Source organism: Flavobacterium luteolum (assembly GCF_027111275.1).
GTDB classification, from domain to species: domain Bacteria; phylum Bacteroidota; class Bacteroidia; order Flavobacteriales; family Flavobacteriaceae; genus Flavobacterium; species Flavobacterium luteolum.
Window position 1 is genome coordinate 928,605 of sequence record NZ_CP114286.1, and the last position, 24,116, is coordinate 952,720.

Annotated in this window: 17 protein-coding genes and 2 tRNA genes; 11 read left to right on the top strand and 8 right to left on the bottom strand. The window is 33.7% G+C overall.

What is annotated here, in order from left to right; translation table 11 throughout:
- Window positions 1-13: 13 nt before the first annotated feature.
- The gene (locus OZP10_RS03630; RefSeq protein ID WP_432419407.1) at window positions 14-3,745 is read left to right on the top strand and encodes a metallophosphoesterase; all 3,732 of its coding nucleotides are present in this window, start codon (window positions 14-16) and stop codon (window positions 3,743-3,745) included.
- Window positions 3,746-3,879: 134 nt separating this feature from the next.
- Here OZP10_RS03630 and OZP10_RS03635 read toward each other — a convergent pair whose 3' ends face one another.
- A complete protein-coding gene (locus OZP10_RS03635) occupies window positions 3,880-4,743 on the bottom strand; it encodes an SdiA-regulated domain-containing protein (RefSeq protein ID WP_281633569.1) in 864 nt (287 codons plus the stop codon).
- A gap of 92 nt (window positions 4,744-4,835) precedes the next feature.
- Window positions 4,836-5,888 carry a hypothetical protein gene (locus OZP10_RS03640; protein ID WP_281633570.1) on the bottom strand — a complete coding sequence of 351 codons (1,053 nt, stop codon included), beginning with the start codon at window positions 5,886-5,888 and terminating at the stop codon, window positions 4,836-4,838.
- A gap of 106 nt (window positions 5,889-5,994) precedes the next feature.
- Here OZP10_RS03640 and OZP10_RS03645 point away from each other — a divergent pair, with 106 nt between their 5' ends.
- From OZP10_RS03645 to OZP10_RS03655, 3 genes are read left to right on the top strand one after another with little or no spacing between them, the layout of a single operon-like run.
- The gene (locus OZP10_RS03645; protein WP_281633571.1) at window positions 5,995-6,906 is read left to right on the top strand and encodes an ABC transporter ATP-binding protein; all 912 of its coding nucleotides are present in this window, start codon (window positions 5,995-5,997) and stop codon (window positions 6,904-6,906) included.
- Between the two features lie 3 nt (window positions 6,907-6,909).
- On the top strand, window positions 6,910-7,746 hold the full coding sequence (locus OZP10_RS03650) for an ABC transporter permease (protein ID WP_281633572.1): 837 nt from the start codon (window positions 6,910-6,912) through the stop codon (window positions 7,744-7,746).
- 13 nt (window positions 7,747-7,759) lie between these two features.
- On the top strand, window positions 7,760-10,117 hold the full coding sequence (locus tag OZP10_RS03655; protein ID WP_281633573.1) for a T9SS type B sorting domain-containing protein: 2,358 nt from the start codon (window positions 7,760-7,762) through the stop codon (window positions 10,115-10,117).
- Between the two features lie 146 nt (window positions 10,118-10,263).
- Here OZP10_RS03655 and typA read toward each other — a convergent pair whose 3' ends face one another.
- Entirely contained in the window at window positions 10,264-12,060 is a 1,797-nt protein-coding gene (typA, locus tag OZP10_RS03660) for a translational GTPase TypA (RefSeq protein WP_111378311.1), read from the bottom strand.
- A 165-nt stretch (window positions 12,061-12,225) separates the two neighbouring features.
- On the opposite strand from typA, the gene OZP10_RS03665 reads away from it, so the two are divergent.
- Window positions 12,226-13,938: a PAS domain-containing sensor histidine kinase gene (locus OZP10_RS03665; protein WP_281633574.1), complete on the top strand. Its 1,713-nt coding sequence runs from the start codon at window positions 12,226-12,228 to the stop codon at window positions 13,936-13,938.
- A gap of 5 nt (window positions 13,939-13,943) precedes the next feature.
- Window positions 13,944-14,351, top strand: coding sequence for a response regulator (locus tag OZP10_RS03670; RefSeq protein WP_281633575.1), 408 nt, complete (start codon window positions 13,944-13,946; stop codon window positions 14,349-14,351).
- A 157-nt stretch (window positions 14,352-14,508) separates the two neighbouring features.
- Here the strand turns inward: OZP10_RS03670 and rpsT are convergent, their stop codons facing one another.
- The 4 genes from rpsT to proS form a co-directional block, all read right to left on the bottom strand.
- Complete coding sequence (gene rpsT, locus OZP10_RS03675; RefSeq protein ID WP_012026903.1) at window positions 14,509-14,760, bottom strand: 30S ribosomal protein S20; 252 nt, start codon at window positions 14,758-14,760, stop codon at window positions 14,509-14,511.
- Between the two features lie 153 nt (window positions 14,761-14,913).
- Window positions 14,914-14,985 (bottom strand) — tRNA-Glu (locus tag OZP10_RS03680).
- Window positions 14,986-15,030: 45 nt separating this feature from the next.
- Window positions 15,031-15,102, bottom strand: a tRNA-Glu gene (locus OZP10_RS03685).
- Between the two features lie 78 nt (window positions 15,103-15,180).
- The gene (gene proS, locus OZP10_RS03690; RefSeq protein ID WP_281633576.1) at window positions 15,181-16,659 is read right to left on the bottom strand and encodes a proline--tRNA ligase; all 1,479 of its coding nucleotides are present in this window, start codon (window positions 16,657-16,659) and stop codon (window positions 15,181-15,183) included.
- A gap of 102 nt (window positions 16,660-16,761) precedes the next feature.
- Between proS and OZP10_RS03695 the strand changes: the two genes are divergently transcribed.
- From OZP10_RS03695 to OZP10_RS03715, 5 genes are all read left to right on the top strand, one after another.
- The gene (locus OZP10_RS03695; RefSeq protein ID WP_281633577.1) at window positions 16,762-17,772 is read left to right on the top strand and encodes a hypothetical protein; all 1,011 of its coding nucleotides are present in this window, start codon (window positions 16,762-16,764) and stop codon (window positions 17,770-17,772) included.
- Between the two features lie 41 nt (window positions 17,773-17,813).
- Entirely contained in the window at window positions 17,814-19,397 is a 1,584-nt protein-coding gene (locus tag OZP10_RS03700; RefSeq protein WP_281633578.1) for an OmpP1/FadL family transporter, read from the top strand.
- Between the two features lie 209 nt (window positions 19,398-19,606).
- Window positions 19,607-20,920: a 30S ribosomal protein S12 methylthiotransferase RimO gene (gene rimO, locus OZP10_RS03705; protein ID WP_281633579.1), complete on the top strand. Its 1,314-nt coding sequence runs from the start codon at window positions 19,607-19,609 to the stop codon at window positions 20,918-20,920.
- A 42-nt stretch (window positions 20,921-20,962) separates the two neighbouring features.
- Complete coding sequence (locus OZP10_RS03710; RefSeq protein WP_281633580.1) at window positions 20,963-21,520, top strand: hypothetical protein; 558 nt, start codon at window positions 20,963-20,965, stop codon at window positions 21,518-21,520.
- 28 nt (window positions 21,521-21,548) lie between these two features.
- Window positions 21,549-22,454 (top strand): N-acetylmuramoyl-L-alanine amidase, encoded by a 906-nt coding sequence (locus OZP10_RS03715; protein WP_281633581.1) that lies wholly within the window; start codon window positions 21,549-21,551, stop codon window positions 22,452-22,454.
- Between the two features lie 319 nt (window positions 22,455-22,773).
- On the opposite strand, the gene OZP10_RS03720 is transcribed toward OZP10_RS03715, so the two are convergent.
- A complete protein-coding gene (locus tag OZP10_RS03720; RefSeq protein ID WP_281633582.1) occupies window positions 22,774-23,862 on the bottom strand; it encodes an outer membrane beta-barrel protein in 1,089 nt (362 codons plus the stop codon).
- Between the last annotated feature and the right edge of the window lie 254 nt (window positions 23,863-24,116).

Here is a 24,116-nt window from a genome sequence, read left to right on the forward strand (position 1 = left end):
ATACCACTAAATTATGAAATTGTTTTTGGATAATCATTTTATTGCCAAGATTAAAAACTTTTTAATAGCAATAGTGTCACTCTTCATTGTTTATTCCTGCGCGACCCGCAAACCGCAATATGGAAAAAGTGTAAGTGCCAACGAAACAGAAAACGCAACAGATACTATAAAAATTGCACACACCTTTTTTCTTGTTGGTGATGCTGGAAATGCCGATGAAGAACAGGCACAGCAGACACTGGAGCTTTTACATCAAAAACTTAAAAAAGCGAGCAAAAAATCGACACTGCTATTCTTGGGTGATAATATTTACCCGAAAGGCTTTCCTGGTGATAAACATCCTGAAGACAAAGCTTTAGCAGAAACTAAACTCACCAATCAATTAAAACTAACTAAAGGTTTTAAAGGAAAAACAGTTGTAATTCCTGGAAATCATGATTGGTATAACGGCATTAAAGGCTTGGAACGTCAGGCCGATTTTGTAACGAAATATTTAAACGATAAAAAAGCATTTCTTCCGAGAAAATCCTGTCCTATTGAAAATGTAAAAATTGACAGCGTTACAACTTTGATAGCTGTTGATAGTGAATGGTTTCTAGAAGATTGGAACGATCACCCGACTATAAATGACAATTGCGAAATCAAAACTAGAGAAGCTTTTTTTGAAGAGTTAGAAGGACTTTTAAATAAAAACCAAGAAAAGACAGTTGTCTTGGCCATTCATCATCCGCTATTAAGCAACGGAACGCATGGCGGACAATTTTCATTAGAAAAACAGTTATTTCCTTTGGAGCAAAAAATTCCGCTTCCGGTAATTGGTTCATTTATTAATTTATTGCGAAAAACTTCTGGTGTAAGTCCGCAGGACATTCAAAACAAACAATATACAATTTACGCAAAAAGAATTAAGACCCTTTTGCAGAAGCAGAAAAATGTAATTGTAGTTTCGGGTCATGATCATAACCTTCAATATATCAGTAAAGAAAATATTCAGCAGATTATTAGTGGCGCCGGATCAAAATCGGAAGCTGCAAGAGCTATTAGTCCTTATGATTTCTCGTATGGCGGAAATGGTTATGCAACACTAACGATGTTTAAAAGCGGAGATGCAAAAGTTTCTTTTTATGGAAATGAAAATGGTAAAGAAAAACTGCTTTTTGAACGTGAAATAATAAAAGCCAAAGAAATCAATTGGGCTTCAGATATTCCGAACAAGTTTCCTGCAACTGTGACCACTTCGATTTATTCTCCAAAAATGACTCAAAAAGGTGCATTTCACAGGTTTTTATTTGGTCAGCATTATAGAAAGTATTACAGTATGCCAATTGAAGCTACAACAGCAACAGTTGACACTTTAAAAGGCGGGTTGAAACCAATTCGCGAAGGCGGAGGACATCAATCTGTTTCCTTAAGAATGTCTGATCCTCAAGGGCGTGAATACATCATGCGTGCAATGAAAAAAAGTGCAACCGTGTTCTTACAGTCAGTAGCTTTTAAAGATCAATATGTGGTAAATGAATTTGAAAAAACATACGCCGAAGATTTTTTATTTGATTTTTATACCACTTCTCATCCTTATTCTTCTTTTGCTATCGGAAGTATGTCTGATCAAATTGGACTTAGACATACCAATCCTATTTTATATTATATTCCGAAACAAAATGGTTTAGGCGAATTTAATGCAAGTTTTGGTGACCAATTATATATGGTTGAAGAAAGACCAGCCGACAATCATCTTGACGGCAAAAATTTTGGAAAACCAAGCAATATTATCGGAACTGATGATATGATGCTGAACCTTCATAAAGATGAAAAATATACTGTTGATGAAAAGGAATATATTAAAGCGCGTTTATTTGATATCCTTTTAGGCGATTGGGATCGTCACAGCGATCAATGGCGTTGGGCTGAATATAAAGAAGATGGAAAGGTGATTTACAGACCGATTCCGAGAGATCGTGATCAGGCTTTTGTAAAATACGATGGCGCTTTGCTTTCACTTTTAATGAATATGCCACCTCTTCGTCATATGCGAACTTTTAAAGGAGACAGAATTAATGTGAAATGGCTTGGAAGAGAACCGTACCCAATGGATTTGGCATTTCTAAAAACTGCTGGAGAAAAAGACTGGGTTGAACAAGCTAAATACATTCAAGAAAACTTGACAGATGCAGATATTGATGTAGCTTTCAAAAATATGCCTAAAGAAGTTCAGGACGAAACGGTAAATGAAATTAAAGCAAAACTAAAAAGCAGAAAAAAAGATCTTCAGAAATATGCTCGTGAATATTCTGATGTGTTAGATAAAACTGTTATGATTGCGGGAACAGACAAAAAAGATAAGTTTGTTTTAAATCATAATGTAAAGAAAGGAATTGAAATACAAGTTTTCAGAATCAAAAAAGAAGGTGATGAATTGCTTTATACCAAAAACGTAACCGACGACAAAACCAAAAATCTTTGGATTTACGGACTAGACGATAATGATGTTTTTGAGGTAAAAGGAGATCAAAAATCTAGCATCAAAATTCGTTTGATTGGAGGCCAAAATAATGATACTTATAACATTGAAAACGGAAGAAAGGTTATTGTTTACGATTTCAAATCAAAAGAAAACACTTATAACCTCGATTCTAAAACTCAAACACAACTTACAGACGACTACGAAGTTAATGCCTATAATTACGAAAGACCAAAGTATAATGTAGTTTCTGGTCTTCCAAACATTGGCTATAATCCAGATGATGGAGTAAAAATGGGAGTTAACGTAAATTATACCGTTAATAATTTTAAACAAAATCCGTATACGCAAAGACATATTTTTAATGCTTTCTACTACTTTGCTACTGGAGGTTTAGAATTTAATTATGCAGCACATTTCCCTGGGTTATTAGGAAAATGGGTTATTGATGTGGAATCATTATATACGACTCCGAATTTTGCCATGAACTATTTTGGATACGGAAATGAATCGCAATATGATGATAATTTAGGAATGGATTACAATCGTGTCCGTATCAGAAAATTTAATGCTTCGGGTGCCATTCGCCATGTTGGAAGATATGGAAGTGAGTTTAGCATTCAGCCAATTTTCCAGAGAATGACAGTTGAAGATACCGAAAACAGATACATTAATATTCCTGGAATTGTAAATCCAGATGTATTTGACAGTCAGAATTACGGAAGTTTAAAAGTAAAATATCAGTTTAAAAATTCAGATTTTGCTGCAAAACCAACTTTAGGAATGGCTTTTATGATTGCGGCGACTTGGACAGCTAATTTAGATGACACCAAGAAAAATTTCCCAACTCTGGAAAGTTTCTTAGGTTTTACTCATAAAATTGATCATAACGGAAAACTAATATTAGCCACTTACGTTAAAGGAAAGGCTATTTTTAACAATAATTATGAATTCTACCAAGGTGCTTCTCTAGGTGGAGACACGGATTTACGCGGTTATAGAAATGAGCGTTTCTTAGGAAGTTCGTATTTCTCTCAAAGCTCTGATTTACGTTTAACTATTGGAAAAATCCGCAAAACAATTGTCCCATTTACTTATGGAGTTTTAGGTGGTTTTGACTACGGAAGAGTTTGGCTTGATGGCGAAGAATCAAGAAAATGGCACCAAGATTATGGTGGCGGACTCTGGCTGAATGCCATAAATGTTATTACAGCTAGAATCTCATACTTCAAATCTCCTGACGAAATTGGAAGGGTGATTTTTGGGGCAGCATACAGTTTTTAAAAAGGTGCTAAGGTACTAAGATGCTAAGGTTCTAAGGTTTTCTACTCTGAGTAAAAAAAACAGCCACGAATTCACGAATAATTTAATTAAAATTCGTGAATTCGTGGCTAATCTTTTCTTAGCACCTCAGTAACTTAGCGATTTAGAAGAAACTCATAAACCTTTCCTCCTATTTTGTTTGTTTTTTCGTCGGCTATAAGTAAGGTGTTGTTGTCTTTAAAAACAATGGCTTCTTTTTGCGAGAAGTGATTCAGATTAATTTCGGTTTGAGTTCCTTTATGAAATAAATCTCCTTTAAATCCTTTAAACAAAAGTACTTTGTCATGACTAAGCAAAGCCACTTTTTTTCCGTCAGGACTAATTGTTGCACTCGTTAATACACAATGATTGTAATTATTGCAGGTTTTAAACTCCCCAATTTTAACGGCTTTTTGAGTTCCCGCAGCATTTTTGATTTTGTAAATAAAAGCTGTGCCGTCAAAACCTTTGCTTCTGTTTTTGGTAAATAGATAAAAATAGCCTCCCTGTTCAAAAAATCCTTCAACATCATAGAACATTTCTTTTTTCTTTGGAGGAAATTCTGTTTGTTCTGGGTATGAAAATGAAATTTTATATTCGGCTTTAGCCACATCATTATTCAATTGATTTTTTGCGACTTTATAAATACACAAATCTCTTCTTTCGTTATCATTATTTCCAAAATCACCAATGTAAATATTTCCACTTTTATCTTTGGTAATATCTTCCCAATCTACATTTGTGGCATTCGAAATTGTGATTGTTTTAGCTAATTTTCCTTTAGAATCGATAGCATAAAGAGCATTTTTATTTCCACTGTCTTCTAAGGTATAAAGAATGTTGGTTTCAGGAAAATAGGTAATTCCAGAAACTTCCTTTAATTTCTTTGGAAGGGAATAAAGCTCTTTTAAATCAGAACCTGATTGCTTCTGGCAAGCTAGTAAAACTATCGAAACAACTACTAAAAAAGATTTTTTCATAAAATTTATTTTTTTTTAAAACCATATAAGTTATATAAGATAATTTAAAAGCATGACATAATGGACTTATATAACTTATATGGTGAAATTTTTTAAACTAAGTTAGTATTTTTAAAATTACGCGTAATAAATTCAAACGCAGCATGCATCACATGCCCCATTGATTTTGCGTTTTTAAATTTCATATCATTCGTATAACGATACAATTCCATTTTCAATTGTGTCAAATGCTCTTGCGTTGAAATAGTATCGTGGCACATAATATTCAACAATTTTTTGATTCTCGTTTCGGCAGAATGAATACGTTTTGCTAAAATCGCCCTTTCTTCATCTTTGTATTGAATAATCGAACGCTCTTCTAATTTCTCTTTGATTAATTGAATCATCGGAAAATTTTCCTTGAAAAACTGAGGGCGATACACTTTAAAATTTCCCTCGTAACATTGCTGGTCAAAATCGATTGGACGAATTTTATAAACCACTTGATCAAAATCGTGAATCGGGACAATTACATAATTATAGGCACGCATATCCCCTAAAAGACGAATCATACAGCGTTCGTTAAACTTGACGAACTCTTTGGCAATTTGCGCCTTTTCCATTTCACTGCATTGGTCTAGCAACGTATCCATAAAAACATCGCCGGGAATTCCTATAATATGTTCCTCTATCAGAGTATCTTTATAAACTAGAAAGTTGATTTTATCTGGCGAAAGAATGTCTTCCAGCTCCAATCCGTAAATACGGGAAGCATCGGCTTTTTTGATGTAAAAATGAACATAGTTGTCATTTAGAATATTTCGAACCTTAATTCTAAAAGGTTTCGAATTTCCGAACGTACAATAATCAATTGCATCGACATTTAGATATTGAATAATTTCACTATTTCCATCAGAATGCAGAAGCGAATATATTTTCTTTAGATTTAAATCAATTTCGTTACGCTCAAATTCTCCATAATAAACTCTGATCCAAAGTGTATCTGTATCGTGTTTGTCGTAAACATTTATAGAACCTGAAAAACGAAGCAAGTCATCATAAAACACAGAAACTTTAGAAATACGTTCGTATCGCTCTAAATAACTTAAAAGTGGCTGTGTTAAAGGGTAAGACGGTTTTTTTAAAACCATTAAAGGCTCGCTCATTTTGAATATCTTTATTACAAATTTACGTGAATACGATTTAAAGTCAGAATTTAAAGTAACAAAAATCAACTTGGCTCGTCATACTAAAAACTAAAACCAGAAAAATTTGGAAACCATATTAACCATCGAGAATTTAAGTAAAAGATACGGCCGAATTCAGGCTTTGAAAAATGTATCTTTTCAAATACAAAAAGGTCGTGTTTATGGCATTCTAGGGCCAAACGGCAGCGGAAAATCGACTACATTAGGAATTGTATTGAATGTTGTTAATAAATCGTCTGGCAGTTATCGCTGGTTTGATGGTAATGTGGAAACTCATGACGCATTGAAAAAAGTGGGCGCTATTATAGAAAGGCCAAATTTTTATCCATACATGACAGCCGAGCAAAACCTGAAATTGGTTTGCAAAATCAAAAACATCAACTATTCTAAAGTCAATGAAAAATTGGAATTAGTAGGTTTGATTGAAAGAAAAGATAGCAAGTTCAGTACTTTTTCATTAGGAATGAAACAGCGTCTGGCAATTGCATCAGCACTTTTAAACGATCCGGAAATTTTAATTTTAGATGAACCAACCAACGGATTAGATCCGCAAGGAATTCATCAAATTCGCGATATCATAAAAAAAATTGCTTCGCAAGGAACTACTATTCTGCTTGCTTCACATTTATTGGATGAAGTAGAAAAAGTTTGTTCACAAGTCATTGTTTTAAGAAAAGGCGAAGTTTTATACTCAGGTTCAGTTGATGGAATGTCTTCAAATGAAGGTTTCTTCGAAGTGCAGTCAAATGATAATTTAGTTTTAAAATCTGCTTTGCAAGAACATCCTGCTGTAGATAGAATTTCTGAAGAAGACGGGAAAGTTTTAGTTTATCTAAGATCTGATTTATCGGCTTCAGACTTAAATCAGTTCTTGTTTTCTAAAAACATTGTTTTAAGTCATTTAGTAAAACGTAAAAACAGTCTAGAAGCACAATTTTTAGAATTAACCAAAAACGCTATCGCCCAAAAAAACTAAACCATGAAAAGACTTCTCTCTATAGAATTACAAAAAATCTGGATGAACAAAGCCAGCCGTATATTAACCTTAACTTATTTTATCTTACTTTCTTTTATTGCTTTAATCGCAGCTATTAAGTTTGATATTGGTCCATTTAAATTTCATTTGGCTGAAATGGGAATCTTTAATTTTCCGTTTATTTGGCATTTTAATACTTATGTTGCAGCTTGGCTTAAATTCTTTTTAGCTATTGTAATCGTTTCGATGATGGCGAATGAATATAGCTACGGAACTTTAAAACAAAACTTGATTGACGGTCTCAGCAAAAAGGAATTTATTTTATCAAAATTCTTAACTGTAGTTTTATTTGCTTTTGCGTCTACCGTTTTTGTCTTTGTAATGAGTTTGGCTTTAGGATTATGCTTTTCTTCTTACACAGAGTTTAGTATTATTTTTAGTGATTTAGATTACCTTCTGGCCTTTTTTGTAAAATTGACCGGTTTCTTTTCGTTCTGCTTATTTTTAGGAATTTTAGTAAAACGTTCTGCTTTTGCATTGGGCTTTCTTTTGGTTTGGAACATAATTGAGGCAATTGTAAGAGGCACTTTAGCATTTAAAATTTTTCCAGACAGTGATACTGATAAAAAAATCACGCAGTTTTTCCCTTTGGAATCAATGTCGAATTTAATTGTTAATCCAGGTCCAAGATTGTCTGTCGTAAAAAACATTGGCACACAAATGGGAATTGAAACAGATGCTGATTTTAGTGTTGATTATTTTGCTGTATTAATCGTTTTAGCTTGGACTTTTGCATTTATATATTTTTCTTACAAATTATTAAAAAATAGAGATTTGTAGTATATTTGTTACTATGAGTCTTCAAAGAACTTTATTCCTAACTTTCATTTTGTGCTGCTTTTATAATAAGATCAGCGCACAGAGCATTACTGTAGATTCTAACGTAACAGCGGCAGATTTAATTCAGAATGTTTTAATTAAGAGTTCTTGCATTGATACTGAAAGTGTCAATGCATCAGGAAACCCAACTCCAAACCAGCAGAGTTATGGCTCTTTTATGGCAGGTGCAAATTTTCCTTTTTCAAGTGGAATAGTTTTAAGCACTTCACCAAGCAAAAAAGCAGAAGGTCCTTATAATCAGCAAGACTCAAAGGGCACCCAAGTGCCAGGCTGGAATGGTGACCCTGATCTTAATCAAGCTTTAGGAATTAATAACAGTACACAAGCAACATTTATAGAATTTGATTTTATAGCATTAACTAATTCGATTAGCTTTAATTATATTTTTGCCTCGAATGAATATCAACTTAATTTTCCTTGCATCTATTCCGATGGATTTGCCTTCCTAATTAAAGATGCAGACAATCCCAGTGAAGCTTACAAAAATCTTGCAGTTTTACCTAATTCTGCAACTGCAGTTTCTGCAACAACGGTTCATCCAAAAATTAATACTGTAAATAATAGCAACGGAATTCCTTTAATTGGCTGTGAAGCCGTTAATGAAAACTACTTTAATGGTTATAATACAGCCGCAAGCCCTATTAATTATGCTGGTCAAACAGTAGTAATGAATGCATATACAGATGTCATTCCAAATAAAAAATACCATTTAAAACTGGTTATTGCAGATGATGCCACAAGACAATACAACTCTGCCGTTTTTATAGAAGCAGGCAGTTTTGTAACGAAAATTAATTTTGGCGAAGATAGAACTGTGGCTAATAACAATCCTGTTTGCTTTGGAGAAAATTATGTTTTAGATACCAATTTAAGTTCAACAACTCATACGTTTGAATGGTTCAAAAAAGACGCTTCAAACAATTATGTCCTAATTCCAGGTGCTACATCTCCATCTTATGCCGTTTCCGCAACAGGAACATATAAAGTAGAAGCAACTTTGGGTAGTACAACATGTGTATCAATTGGAGAAATTACAGTTGAGTTTTCACCTCAAATTCAATCAACCAATACTTCTTTATTGCAATGTGATGATAATACAGACGGTATCACCATTTTTGATCTGACTAAAGTTGCCAATATTGTAAAAAATAATAATACGCAGATTACCAATCAAGGATATTATGAAACTTTGGCCGATGCACAGGCCAAAACAAATCCAATTTTAAATCCGCAGCGTTATACCAATAAAGCTCCAAATCAAATTGTTTTTGCAAGGATTGAGAATACTTTTGATTGTAGTGCAATAGCTCAAGTTACTCTAAATGTTTCTAATACTTTAATTCCAGATCAATCGCCAATTGCTAAGTGTGATGAAGACGAAATACAAGACGGCTTATATCAGTTTAATTTAGAACAAGAAGTAACGCCCCAAATTTTAGCAGGTTTGCCACCTGGACTGATAGTTAATTACTTTCTGACTGCTTCTGATGCTATTACAGAGACAAATCAGCTACCGAATATTTTTAAAAATACTACGCCAAATAGCCAGACTATTTATGCGCGTGCCGCAAACGGTTCAGATTGTTATGATATAACTCCAATTGAATTGATTGTACACACTTTTGATCCACCAAATTTTGAAGATGAGACGCAATATCTTTGTAAAGGAGATCAAATAACAATATCTGTCGCTACAGGTTTTAGCAGTTATGCTTGGACTAATAGCGGAGGTTCAACAAACTCAATGCTTGTTACGAGTCCTGGAGATTACTCCGTAACCGTAACCGATGTAAATGGATGTAAAAAAACTAAAAACTTCAAAATAATTTTATCAGAACCGGCAACAATTACAGGAGCAGATGTAAAGGACTTCTCTGGAATAGATAATTCTGTAAAAATTCTATATACAGGTGTTGGAAATTATGAATTTTCTCTTGATGGAACCGCTTTTCAAGATGACCCAACTTTTACACAAGTAACCCCAGGGGTTTATACTGCAATTGCTAAAGACAAAAATGGTTGTGGAATATCTAATTCTTTTACCGTATATGTTTTAGACTATCCGCGTTTCTTTACTCCAAACGGAGACGGGTTCAATGATTTATGGGTAATCAAAAACATTGATCAAATGCCCGATTATACAATCTCAATTTTTGATCGTTATGGAAAATTATTAAAACAAATGAATCAGAATGGCTCAGGCTGGAACGGAATATTCAACGGAAGAGAAATGCCTTCAGATGATTATTGGTTTACGCTTCTTTTTGTCAATGGCAAAAATGTTAAAGGACACTTTTCTTTAAAAAGATAACTTTTATACATTTCAAACTCTGAAATTCCAAATTCCAATACTTGCTCAAAAATTCAGTTCTTTAAACAATTTTAATTTAGCATAAAAAAGAATCCCAAACTCCTTAATTGGAATTTGGGATTTTTTATATTGAAAGTTAAAACGAATTAGATTTTATATCTTTTTCTATCCGTTTCACTTAAATAAATCTTTCTTAAACGTAAAGATTTTGGAGTAACTTCAACATACTCATCTTTTTGAATGTACTCTAAAGCTTCTTCTAATGAGAATTTGATAGCTGGGATAATTCTAGCTTTATCATCAGCTCCAGAAGAACGAACGTTAGAAAGTTTTTTCGTTTTAGTAACGTTAACAGTCATATCGTCGCTACGAGTATTTTCTCCAATTACCTGACCTTCATAGATATCCTCGTTAGGATCAACGAAGAATTTACCACGATCTTGTAATTTATCGATAGAATAAGGAATAGCTTTTCCGTTTTCCATAGAGATTAATGAACCGTTGTTACGTCCAGGAATTTCTCCTTTGTATGGTTCGTATCCAATGAAACGGTGTGCCATAATAGCCTCACCAGCTGTAGCAGTAAGCAATTGATTTCTTAAACCGATAATTCCACGAGATGGAATATTGAATTTAATAATCATACGCTCTCCTTTACCTTCCATAGAAAGCATTTCACCTTTACGGATAGTAACAAATTCAACCGCTCTACCTGAAAGATTTTCTGGCAAGTCGATAGTTAATTCCTCAATTGGCTCACATTTAACACCATCAACTTCTTTGATGATAACTTGTGGCTGACCAATTTGAAGTTCGTACCCTTCTCTTCTCATTGTTTCGATAAGAACAGATAAGTGAAGTACACCACGACCAAAAACCATGAATTTATCAGCAGAATCAGTTTCTCCAACTTTCATCGCTAAGTTTTTCTCTAGCTCTTTTGTTAATCTTTCGCGAATATGTCTAGAAGTAACAAATTTACCTTCTTTACCAAAGAAAGGAGAATCGTTAATTGTAAACAACATACTCATAGTTGGCTCGTCGATAGCAATTGTTTGTAAAGCTTCTGGGTTTTCAAAATCAGCAATAGTATCACCAATTTCGAAACCTTCAATACCTACAACCGCACAAATATCTCCAGCAACAACTTCTTCAACTTTTCTACGGCCTAAACCTTCAAAAGTGTGTAATTCTTTAATTCTAGATTTGATGATTTTCCCATCTCTTTTTACCAAAGAAATTGGCATACCTTCTTTTAAAGTTCCTCTTTCAAGACGTCCGATAGCGATACGACCTGTAAATGAAGAGAAATCTAAAGATGTGATTAACATTTGTGGAGTTCCTTCAGAAACTTTAGGAGCTGGAACATTAGCAATAACCATGTCTAATAATGGTTCAATGTTTTCTGTTTGATTTTTCCAATCATCAGACATCCAGTTGTTTTTAGCAGAACCGTAAACAGCTGGGAAATCCAATTGCTCTTCAGTAGCACCTAATTCAAACATTAGATCAAAAACTTTTTCATGAACCTCTTCAGGAGTACAGTTTTCTTTATCTACTTTGTTGATAACCACGCATGGTTTTAATCCTAAATCGATCGCTTTTTGTAAAACGAAACGAGTTTGAGGCATTGGACCTTCGAAAGCATCAACTAGCAAACATACACCATCGGCCATGTTCAATACACGTTCTACTTCACCTCCAAAATCGGCGTGGCCAGGAGTGTCGATAATATTGATTTTTGTTCCTTTATATTGAACCGATACGTTTTTAGAAGTAATTGTAATACCTCTCTCACGCTCTAAATCATTATTATCTAAGATTAAATCACCTGTGTTTTCGTTCTCACGAAATAACTGACAGTGATACATAATTTTATCAACCAAAGTTGTTTTACCGTGATCGACGTGGGCAATAATTGCAATGTTTCTAATAGATTCCATCTGTGATTTTTAATGGGCGCAAAGGTACACTTTATTTTTTAAAAAAAAATGTTTCTACCATAGTTTGCGTATATACAATCAATTAGTTAATATAAATCATGAAAATATCGACCTCAAAATGATATTAACATACGTTTAGTTATGGTTAAATTAACTATATTTGAGATGATGAAAAGTAAAACTCTCCAAATTACTCTTATTTATACAATCATCTCGATAATTATGGCGGTCATATGTCATAAATTACTCACAACCTACTTTTCTTCTTCAGAATATCCATATTTATCTTTAATAAAAGACATTGTATTTATCCTAATCACAGTATTGGTTTTCAGTTTTATACTTTCAAAAAACGAAAAAAGAAATATAACCATCTTTGAAAAGTTAAACAAAACCAATGAAGAAATAAAAGAATCAAATGAGAAATATGACATTGTAGCAAAAGCAACAAGCGATACGATTTGGGACTGGAAAATTCAAGAGGACAGTATTAATTGGAACAAAGGAATTGAAGGTGTTTTTGGTTACGATCCAAAAGAAGTAGGCAAAACTTCTAAATGGTGGTTCGACAAAATTCACCCTGAAGACAGCATCCGAATGTCAATAAAATTATATTCTTTTATAGAACAAAAAACCGAAAAATGGCAGGATCAATATCGTTTTAGATGTGCAGACGGATCTTACAAATATGTCTTGGACAGAGGTTTTTTATTAAAGGATGAAAATGGCAGAGCCATAAGAATGATTGGAGCCATTCAAGATATTACAAAACAAAAGGAAGAAGAACAGCGATTAAAACTTTTAGAAACCGTAATTACACAATCTAAAGATTCAATATTAATTACTGAGGCTAATTCTTCTGAAAGAAAAATACCTAAAATCGTTTACGTAAATCCTGCATTTTCCCAAATGTCTGGCTACCAGTCAAATGAAATAATCGGGAAATCGCCAAACATTTTTAAAGGACCAAAATCAGATTCTGATGAATTAAAAAAACTCTTAAGTGCCATAAAAAATGAAGAAGAATGCCTGATTGAAACTATTAGTTATACGAAAAGCAAAGAAGAATATTGGGTACGCTTTTCTATGATTCCAATTTTCAGTAACGAAGGACTAATTTCTCACTGGATTTCGATACAGAGAGATATTACAGATGAGAAAAAACTTGAAACAGAAAAAGAACATCTTATTCGAGAGTTAACTCAAAACAATAAGGACTTAAAACAGTTCTCTTATATTACATCGCATAATCTTAGAGCACCACTTTCAAACTTAATTGGGTTATTAAATTTAATGGAAGACATTCCGATAGAAAATGAAGAACTTCAAGAAATAGTAGCTGGATTTACAAAATCGACACATTTACTTAACGAAACCATCAACGATTTAGTAAAGGTTATTATCATTAAGGACAATCCTTCGATGCAAAAAGAAGAAGTTTCCTTAAAAGAAGTTTTTGAGAATGTATTCAGCCAACTTTCATTTCAAATTGAATTACACAAGCCTATAATTAAACTTAAGTTTGACAAAGTCCCAGAACTTATTACAAACAAAGCTTACATAGAAAGCATTTTATTGAACTTGCTTACCAATTCTATAAAATACAAATCGGAAAACAGAAAGTTAAAGATTTCCATAACGGCAGAACAAATAGAACAAAGAACAATCTTGACTTTTAAAGACAACGGAATCGGAATTGATTTAGAGAGAAATCGCGACAAAATATTTGGATTATATCAAAGATTTCATAATTACCCTGACAGCAAAGGTTTAGGATTATATCTTGTAAAATCACAGGTAGAAACAATGGGAGGAACAATCTCGATTGATAGCGAAGTCAATAAAGGAACCACATTTACAATAACATTTAAAAATTAATTATTATGCTTGAGCAGATTTTATGCATCGATGATGACCCAATCACATTGATGTTATGCAAAAAAGTAATTTCAAAATCTTCATTTTCACATGAAGTTATTACGGCTCAAAACGGCGAAGAGGCTCTTCATCATTTCAATGTCTTAAAATACACAAACGACAAAGCAAAGAAAAGACCCGAATTAATTTTTTTAGATTTGAATATGCCTATTATGGGAGGATGGGAATTTTTAGACCATTTCACCTCTCCGGATTACACAGAATTCAATACCGTTCCTGTAATTGTACTCTCTTCAACAATTGACCCTGAAGATCTTGCTAAAGCAAAAAAGTATCCTATAATAATAGATTTTCTTTCTAAGCCTATTACACAGCCAATGCTGGAATATCTGAAAAAGAAAATTGATTTATAAAATTCCACAACACACACAAATTAAAATTCCAAATTCCAATATATATAAAGATTGGAATTTGGAATTTATTTTTTTCATTGGAATTTCACACTAGAGTTAAAACAAAAAAAGTCCTCTAAAAGAGGACTTTTTTATATTTTTAGCAAATTGTTTTTAATTACAATTTAGCAACGTGTTTTGTTAATTTAGACTTCAAGTTAGAAGCTTTATTATCATGAATGATGTTCTTTTTAGCTAATTTATCAATCATAGAGATTACAGTAGATAATTTAGCAGCAGCATCAGATTTATCAGTAGCTAATCTTAATGCTTTAATAGCGTTACGAGTAGTTTTGTGCTGATATCTGTTAAGAACTCTTCTTTTTTCGTTACTTCTGATTCTTTTTAATGCTGACTTATGATTTGCCATTTTCTTTTAATTTTAGATGTAATAATTATTATAAATACTAGTTAAAAAAGAAAAACCTCCCACAATCGTATAACAATCACTTTGGTTTTAACTAATAAAACAAAAACCGAGACACCAATTTTTGTTTTACAAAACTTATTTACAACTAATTTGTAGTCCGTAGGGGAATCGAACCCCTGTTACCAGGATGAAAACCTGGCGTCCTAACCCCTAGACGAACGGACCAATATTCTCCTAAGTTGGAAACTTTTCAATATGTAATATAACTTGTAGTCCGTGGGGGAATCGAACCCCCCTTACCAGGATGAAAACCTGGCGTCCTAACCGATAGACGAACGGACCGCGCTTCTGTATTGCGGATGCAAAGATACATCTATTTTTTAGTTGCGCAATACCTAATGCAAAAAAATATATATTTTTTTAATAAGCCTTAGCAAAAAGCACTCTTTTAGAGGATGGTTTCCCAGTAAACACGCAGGTTCCCGCCTCTTCAATAGCGTCCAAAGGAATGCATCGAATCGTCGCTTTTGTCAATTCTTTTATCTTTTCTTCTGTCTCTGCAGTTCCATCCCAGTGAGCAGATAAGAATCCACCTTTTCCTTCTAAAACCTCTTTAAATTCCTCAAAATTATTCACTTCCGTAATATGAGTATTTCGATAATCTAATGCTCTAGTAAATAAGTCGGTTTGAATCTGTTCTAAAAGATCGTTTACATGTTCAACGATTTTTTCATTAGAAACAACTTCTTTTGTCAAATTATCACGTCTTGCAACCTCAAAAGTTCCGTTTTCCAAATCTTTCGGACCAACTGCAATTCGAACAGGAACCCCTTTTAATTCCCATTCCGCAAATTTAAACCCTGGTTTTTGCGTTGTTCTATCATCAAACTTAACAGTGATTTTCAATTTTCTCAGTTTAGCCGTCAAATCCTTAACCGCTTCAGTAATTTGAGCCAATTGTTCATCAGTCTTATATATAGGAACAATAACCACTTGAATTGGAGCCAAATTTGGAGGCAATACCAATCCTTGATCATCAGAATGCGTCATAATCAACGCTCCCATTAAACGAGTAGACACTCCCCAAGAAGTTCCCCAAACATGTTCTTGTTTCCCTTCAGCGTTTGCAAACTTAACATCAAATGCTTTTGCAAAGTTCTGTCCTAAAAAGTGAGATGTACCAGCTTGCAATGCTTTTCCGTCTTGCATCAACGCTTCAATACAATAAGTCTCATCTGCTCCAGCAAAGCGTTCTGTTTCTGTTTTAAAACCTTTCACCACTGGAATTGCCATAAAACTTTCAGCAAAATCAGCATAAACGTTCATCATTTTTTCTGATTCCTCAATTGCTTCTGCTTTTGTAGCGTGAGCCGTATGCCCTTCTTGCCATAAAAACTCTGCAGTTCTCAAGAACAAACGCGTACGCATTTCCCATCGAACCACATTAGCCCATTGATTAATTAACAAAGGTAAATCTCTATAAGATTGCACCCATCCTTTATATGTAGACCAAATAATAGCTTCACTTGTTGGACGAACAATAAGCTCCTCCTCTAATTTTGCGTTTGGATCAACCATTAATTTCCCAGGTCTTTCCTCGTCATTTTTTAATCTATAATGCGTTACAACCGCACATTCTTTTGCAAATCCCTCAGCATTTTTCTCTTCAGCCTCAAACATGCTTTTCGGTACAAACAAAGGAAAATACGCATTTTGATGTCCAGTTTCTTTGAACATACGATCTAACTCAGCTTGCATTTTTTCCCAAATAGCATATCCGTATGGTTTTATTACCATACATCCTCTAACTCCTGAATTTTCAGCTAGATCTGCTTTTACAACCAGTTCGTTATACCATTTCGAATAATCTTCTGATCTTGTAGTAAGGTTCTTACTCATATTATATTTTTTGGCACAAATTTTGTTTTAAACAATTTTAACTAAATAGTTTGACAAAACTAACTAATTTTGTAATGTGCAACAATAAAAAACACCACAGATATGAAAACTTACCTTTCACTCCGCCAAAACTCTAATCATTTTTACTTAATTGGATTATTGAGTTTATTGCTAGCATCGTGTGGTTCTTACCAAAATTCCTCTTATTATGATAATGATGGAGTTTATGGTGGTTCATCTGTTAAATATGTAGCAAATGGAACAAACAATCAATACAAGGAATATTTCAGATCACTGCAAGATGACAATCAACCAACTGAAATTTTTACTGACGTTGACAATTATACTAATTATTCTGATAGCACTAAGACTGCATCTGTAGCTTATCCTGCATGGGGAAGCAGCAGTTCTGATGTTTCTGTAAACTTCTACACTACTCCATCATGGTCATTTGGATTTGGATGGGGCTATCCTTATTATGGCTATGGCTATTACGGATGGGGATACCCTTATTACGGATGGGGATATCCAGGATGGGGATACCCTGGTTGGGGTTATCCAGGATGGGGATACCCATATTATGGTTACGGATACAACTACTCTTACAACTACGGAAGAAGAGGCTCTGCAGCTTATTATGGAGACAGAAACTATGCTTACAACAGAAATTATAGCACTAACAGAGGATATACAACCAATCGAAACTACACCACTAATAGAGGTGACTATACTACCAATAGAGGAAATTACACAACAAATAGAAATTATACCACAAACAGATCTAACAGCTATACTGACTTTAGAAGAACCTCTACTTTAAACAGAGGAACTACTAGCCCTACATTCACCAATAGAGGAAATTATAACAACGGTTCTAATTACGACTATAGCAATAGAAGATCTTACAACAACGGAAATACCACAACAAACAGAACCTACACACCTAGTAACAACGGTGGTTCATCAAGAAGCTACACTCCTAGCAATAGCGGCTCTTCAAGAAGCTACTCTCCTAGTAATGGTGGAGGTGGTGGCTCAAGATCGTACAGCGGTGGCGTTGGCGGCGGTGGCGGAATGAGATCTGGCGGCGGTGGTGGCGGAGGAAGAAGATAATTTTTTCTCAGCACACTTAATTCGAACTAAAACTCATCAAAATGAAAAAAATACTTTTCCTATTTATAACAGGACTAACTGTCAGCGCGTCATATTCACAAGAAGTTTCAGATGCTCTACGTTATTCCCAAGAAAATCTTACTGGAACTGCGCGTTTTAGAGCCATGAGTGGTGCTTTTGGAGCGGTTGGAGGAGACATATCTTCTTTAAGTGTTAACCCTGCTGGATCTGCAATTTTCAACAGTAATCAAGTTGGAGTTTCCTTTAGCAATCAGAACATTAAAAACAATTCTAATTACAACGGAACTCAAACATCGGATAAAGAAAACTCTTTTATCTTAAACCAAGCGGGAGGTGTTTTTGTATTTAAAAATAACAATCCAAACGTCGGATGGAATAAAGTTTCAATTGGTGCGACTTACGAAAACACAAACAATTTCAATAATGAAGTTTTTTCTGCTGGAAACAACTCTACTCATTCGGTTGACTCTTATTTCCTAGATTATGCAAATTATAGTAACGGAGACGCACCTGTTCCTCATGAATTTGTTAACACACAAGACAACGAAACAGTTTCTGATTTATATCATTATTTAGGGTCTAATTTTCCAAATGGCCAATATCCTAATCTAAGTGGGTTTTCTGCACAACAAGCCTTGTTAGGATATCAGGGGTATATTATAAACATTGATGATGTAAATAATCCTAACAGCCCTTATTCAACAAACGTTCCAAAAGGCAACAACACCAACTATTACCAAACTAACGACATTTACTCAAGAGGATATAATAGTAAATTAAGCTTCAATATCGCAACCTCTTATAAAGATCGACTATATTTAGGAGCAAATTTAAATGTTCATATCACAGACTATAGAAGATCAACAAGTTTTTACGAAACCAATAATGGTGTGCTTACACCAAACGAAACAATATCAAGTATAAGATTCAATAATGATTTATATACTTATGGAAATGGCTTTTCTTTCCAACTTGGAGCAATAGGAAAAGTAACTGACAATTTTAGACTTGGTGTAGCATACGAATCTAACACTTGGTATGAATTGTACGACGAGCTTTCACAAAGTTTATACACTACAAGACAAGCTGCAGGCGGGCCAATTGTCAATGCCAATGTAGCTCCTAATGTTGTAAACGTATACGAATCTTATACTTTACAAACACCTGACAGATGGACTTTTAGTGCTGCATACATATTTGGAAAATCCGGTTTATTAAGCATTGATTATGGCATAAGAAATTACGGAAACACGAAATTCAAACCAAGCAGTGCAGGCTTTGGCGGCATTAACAATGAAATAGACAATAGTCTAGCGAGTACTGGAGAACTTCGTATTGGTGCTGAATACAAAATCAAGCAATTAAGCTTAAGAGGTGGATACCGTTATGAGGGAAGCCCTTATAAAAATGGAATTACGGTTGGAGAACTAAACAGTTATTCTGCTGGTCTAGGTTATAACTTTGGATCTACAAAATTAGACTTAGCTTACTCTTATTTAGAAAGAGATTCAAACCAAGGCTTTTTTACAAGAGGATTTACAGACGGAGCTAACATTACTTCGAAATTAAACAATGTCACTATGACTTTATTATTTGAATTGTAATTAGAAATCAAAATAGATGATTGAAATTTCCGTCAGGTTTTTATCTGACGGATTTTTTTTATCCTTTTAAAAGTCCTTATATTTTAAATTCAACTCAAAAAACATAAGCGACTAATCCAGTTAACTTCATAAAAAACAGCTAAAACAAACGGCAAACTATCGTTGTTTGAATAAAAAAAGTGTAATTTTGCACTCCAATTTATAAAAGTATGAGAACCAAGTCTTTAAAAAAGAACAAAATTAACGTAATCACTCTTGGGTGTTCAAAAAATGTTTATGATAGTGAAGTCCTAATGGGACAGCTACGTGCGAATGGAAAAGAAGTTGAACATGAAGCTCCTGCAGAAAAAGAAGGAAACATTATTGTAATTAATACTTGCGGATTTATTGATAATGCAAAAGCAGAATCAGTAAATATGATTTTGGAATATGCAGATAAAAAAGACAAAGGACTTGTTGACAAAGTTTTTGTAACAGGATGTTTGTCTGAACGGTACAGACCAGATTTAGAAAAAGAAATTCCGAATGTTGACCAATATTTTGGAACTACAGAATTACCTCAATTATTAAAAGCTCTTGGAGCCGATTATAAACATGAATTACTTGGAGAACGTTTGACTACAACTCCAAAAAATTATGCTTATTTAAAAATCGCAGAAGGATGCGACAGACCTTGCAGTTTCTGTGCGATTCCGTTAATGAGAGGTTCACACGTTTCTCAGCCAATTGAAAAATTGGTTAAAGAGGCAGAAGGATTAGCTAAAAATGGAGTTAAAGAATTAATCTTAATTGCTCAAGACTTAACTTATTATGGTCTTGATCTTTACAAAAAGAGAAATCTTGCTGAATTATTAGAAGCTTTGGCAAAAGTAGAAGGAATTGAATGGATTCGCTTACACTACGCCTTCCCTACTGGTTTTCCTATGGATGTTTTGGAAGTAATGAAGAGCGAACCTAAAATCTGTAACTACATTGATATTCCGTTACAGCATATTTCTGACTCAATTTTGAAATCAATGCGTCGTGGTACAACTCAAGCAAAAACGACTCAGTTATTAAAGGATTTCCGTGCAGCAGTTCCTGGAATGGCAATTAGAACTACATTAATTGTTGGTTACCCAGGTGAGACTCAGGAAGATTTTGAAATTCTGAAAGATTTTGTTCAGGAAATGAAATTTGACAGAATGGGATGTTTTGCTTATTCTCATGAAGAAAACACTCATGCTTATTTGTTGGAAGATGATGTTCCAGATGATGTAAAACAAGCTAGAGCTAACGAAATTATGGAACTGCAATCTCAAATTTCTTGGGATCTGAATCAAGAAAAAGTAGGTAAAGTATACAAATGCATCATTGACAGAAAAGAAGGCGCTCATTTTGTTGGACGTACAGAATTTGACAGTCCAGATGTTGACAATGAAGTTCTAATCGATGCTTCTAAACATTATGTAAAAACAGGAGAATTTGTTAATATCAAGATAATTGAAGCAACAGAATTTGATTTATACGGGGAACCTGCTTAAATTTACGCTGAACAATTGTTAATCACAGATAAAAATATTTTTATGAAACCTTTTCAAACTTTATTTATTTTAGTTTTTGGCTTATTTACTTTTACTGTTTCTGCTCAATATGGAGGAGGATACAATAATGGTTATGGTGGTGGTTATGGCAATGGTTACGGAAGAGGTAGCGGAATGGGTATGGATAGAAGCATGATGGCTGGACCACAGCAGGGTTCTCAAAGCAAACCTAAAGAAACTCCTCCTGAAGAAACTGCAGGAATTATTGTAGAACAAATGAAACCGCAAGTAAATCTAGATGAATTACAGGCGATTGCTATTACAAATGTTTTAGCAGATAGTATACGCGAACAAGGTATTTTATTAAAAAACGAAAGCAGCAATCAAGATCAAAAAATTGAACAGATAAAAGCTTTACGCGAAAGTACCGATAAAAAGATTACTGCTTTTTTAAATCCAGACCAAGTTGAAAAGTACAAAACCTTCATGAATACTTTAAAAGAAGTAAAAAAGACCAAATCAAAAAAGAAAAAAGATAAAGATTCTAAAGAAGATCCAAAAGAAGTAAAAGACACCCCAGATACGAAAATATCAGAATAATCGTTATTAATCTATAAAACAACGAATTATGACAAAAAAACATTTTTGTTATCTGATTTTAGCTGTTATTATCAGTGCTTGTTCTACAAATCCGTACAAGAATACTGAAAAGGCTTATGATCAGCAGCTAAAAAATTTGGAAAACCAAATCACAAGTAAAGAAGCCAAACCAATTCCAGCAGTTTCGCCTGTTGTTATTGACACTTCTTATGCACAGCAACTGAGAATTGTAAAAGACACTTTGTCTAAGACAAATTCTACTTATTTACAAAACGGAATTAATACAGAATGGATTGGTACTGTAAATTTCAATTTAAGAAAACCAAGCTTTGTTATTATTCACCATACAGCTCAAGATTCGCTACAGCAAACCATTAATACTTTTACTAAAACCAAAACTCAGGTAAGCGCACACTATATTATTTCTGAAAACGGAAAAGTAGTACAAATGCTGAATGATTATTTAAGAGCTTGGCACGCTGGAAATTCAACATGGGGAAAAACAACAGATCTAAACTCTTGCTCAATAGGCATTGAGTTAGATAATAACGGATTCAAACCTTTTACAGAAGCTCAAATCAGTAGTTTGGTAGCTTTGTTGACCAAATTAAAAAAGGATTACAATATTCCGACACAAAACTTTTTAGGTCACGCGGATATTGCCCCTGGAAGAAAACAAGATCCAAGCGCCTTATTTCCATGGAAAACCTTAGCAGAAAAAGGATTTGGAATCTGGCCAGATGAAGTCTTAGAACCAGCTCCATTTGATTTTAAAATTGAACCTGCATTAAGAATAATAGGCTATAACACCAAAAACCTAACTGCAGCAATTCAGGCATTTAAGCTGCATTACATTCAAACTGATGCAACATCGGTTTTAGACAGAAAAACAATAGATACTATTTATTCGATTTATAAAAAACAGGTTCAGTAAAACCTCATCATAAAAATAAAAAAAGCGTTTCTGTTAATTCAGAAACGCTTTTTTTCATAATAATTCATCATAACAAAGAGACATACTGTAAAGAGGGATAAGAAGAAAGAAAGAAAGAAAGAAAGAAAGAAAGAAAGAAAGAAAGAAAGAAAGAAAGAAAGAAGAATAAAGAGCAAAGATACCTAAATCCTAAAATCTCAAACTTGAAACCTTAAACTTGAAACCTTAAACTTGAAACCACAACAAATAAAAAAGCTGCCAAAACATAATATGTCTCGACAGCTCCAAAAAAAAAAAAAAAAAATATCAATCTTTATCTCTAGAAAGAGTATGTTGTTGCAATTAAGGCATAGAAACTTCCGCCTGTTGGCAATGCATCTTTATCTAAGAAAATATCTTCAGACGCTGCATCGTATCTTAGCTCAGGAATTATAGTCAATTTTCCAACTTTATAATTTAAAGAAACAGTATTAGCAAATACATTTGATCCTGCTAAAGTTCCTAAACTTGGCGCCGCATCTTTAGCATCAAAATATTCCATTCTGTAAGCCAAAAGCAATGTTGGATTGAACGAATAAGTAGCGTAGCCTACTAAAGAAAACCAATCTCCGTCTAAATTACTATCAAAATCATTTGTTGTTTTAGCATAAGTCGCATTTAACCCAAGCGAGAAACTATCTGAAATTGCTTTAGAAGCTGTTAAGTCAAACTGCGTTTTGTTTTCGTCTGAAACCGGAATTAAGCTTCCTGGTATCGGGTTAGTACTTCCTGTTGTAAAATTCAAATAAGCACTTCCTGTATCACCGATATATCCTACTTGTCCAATGAACGTTTTTTGATACGAACCTGCATCCATAGCAGACTTAAAGTCTGTTGGGTTGGTTAATCCTAACATGGCAGTAAATTTACCAGAAGTATATTGCGCTTTAACCCCGGTATTAAAAAACGGTCCGTAAGAAAACGCATAAGACATACTGTAGTTTTTATTATCTACTGCATCTAATACTTCATAACCGATATGAGTTCCGAAACTACCTGCTACTACTTTAAATTCATCAGTCAAATTGTATGTAAAAAATAATTGTTTAATCATAAATTTTGCACTTGCATCTTTATCTGGTGTTTCATTATATGAAAATTCTGCTGCTCTTTTTCCGAAACCTAAGTCTACAAAAACTGAAGCTTTTCCAAAAGTATGGCCCGCTTCGATCGATGCCATTCCTAATTCGAATGAATTCTGTGAGTTGGTAAAGCTCGTTAATCCATTCATTTGTTTTGAAAAATCATATTTATAGTACGCATCTGCAGAACCTCCCCATGTGGTTGCTGGAGCGGCTGCTTCCTCTTCTTGGGCAAAGGCAAAAGAACTTGTTAACATCGCGGCTAAAATGTGAAATGCTTTTTTCATGTTTTAATTTGGTTTTTAGTTATTAATTGATTCTGGTTAGTTAATCTTTTATATATCTATTTAATAGTATAAGTCATTTCTAAAACCTTTCATGCGCCTTCAAATCATCATCATTTTCATTAGCGAATTTATTAACTTTTGTATGAGTAGAATAATTCAAAACTGCTTTTTTGACGTTTTAGACGAAGAATTATGGATTACAAAAATTAAGTCGCCAATAATCGTGATTTGACATTTATAGATAATTGTTTTTG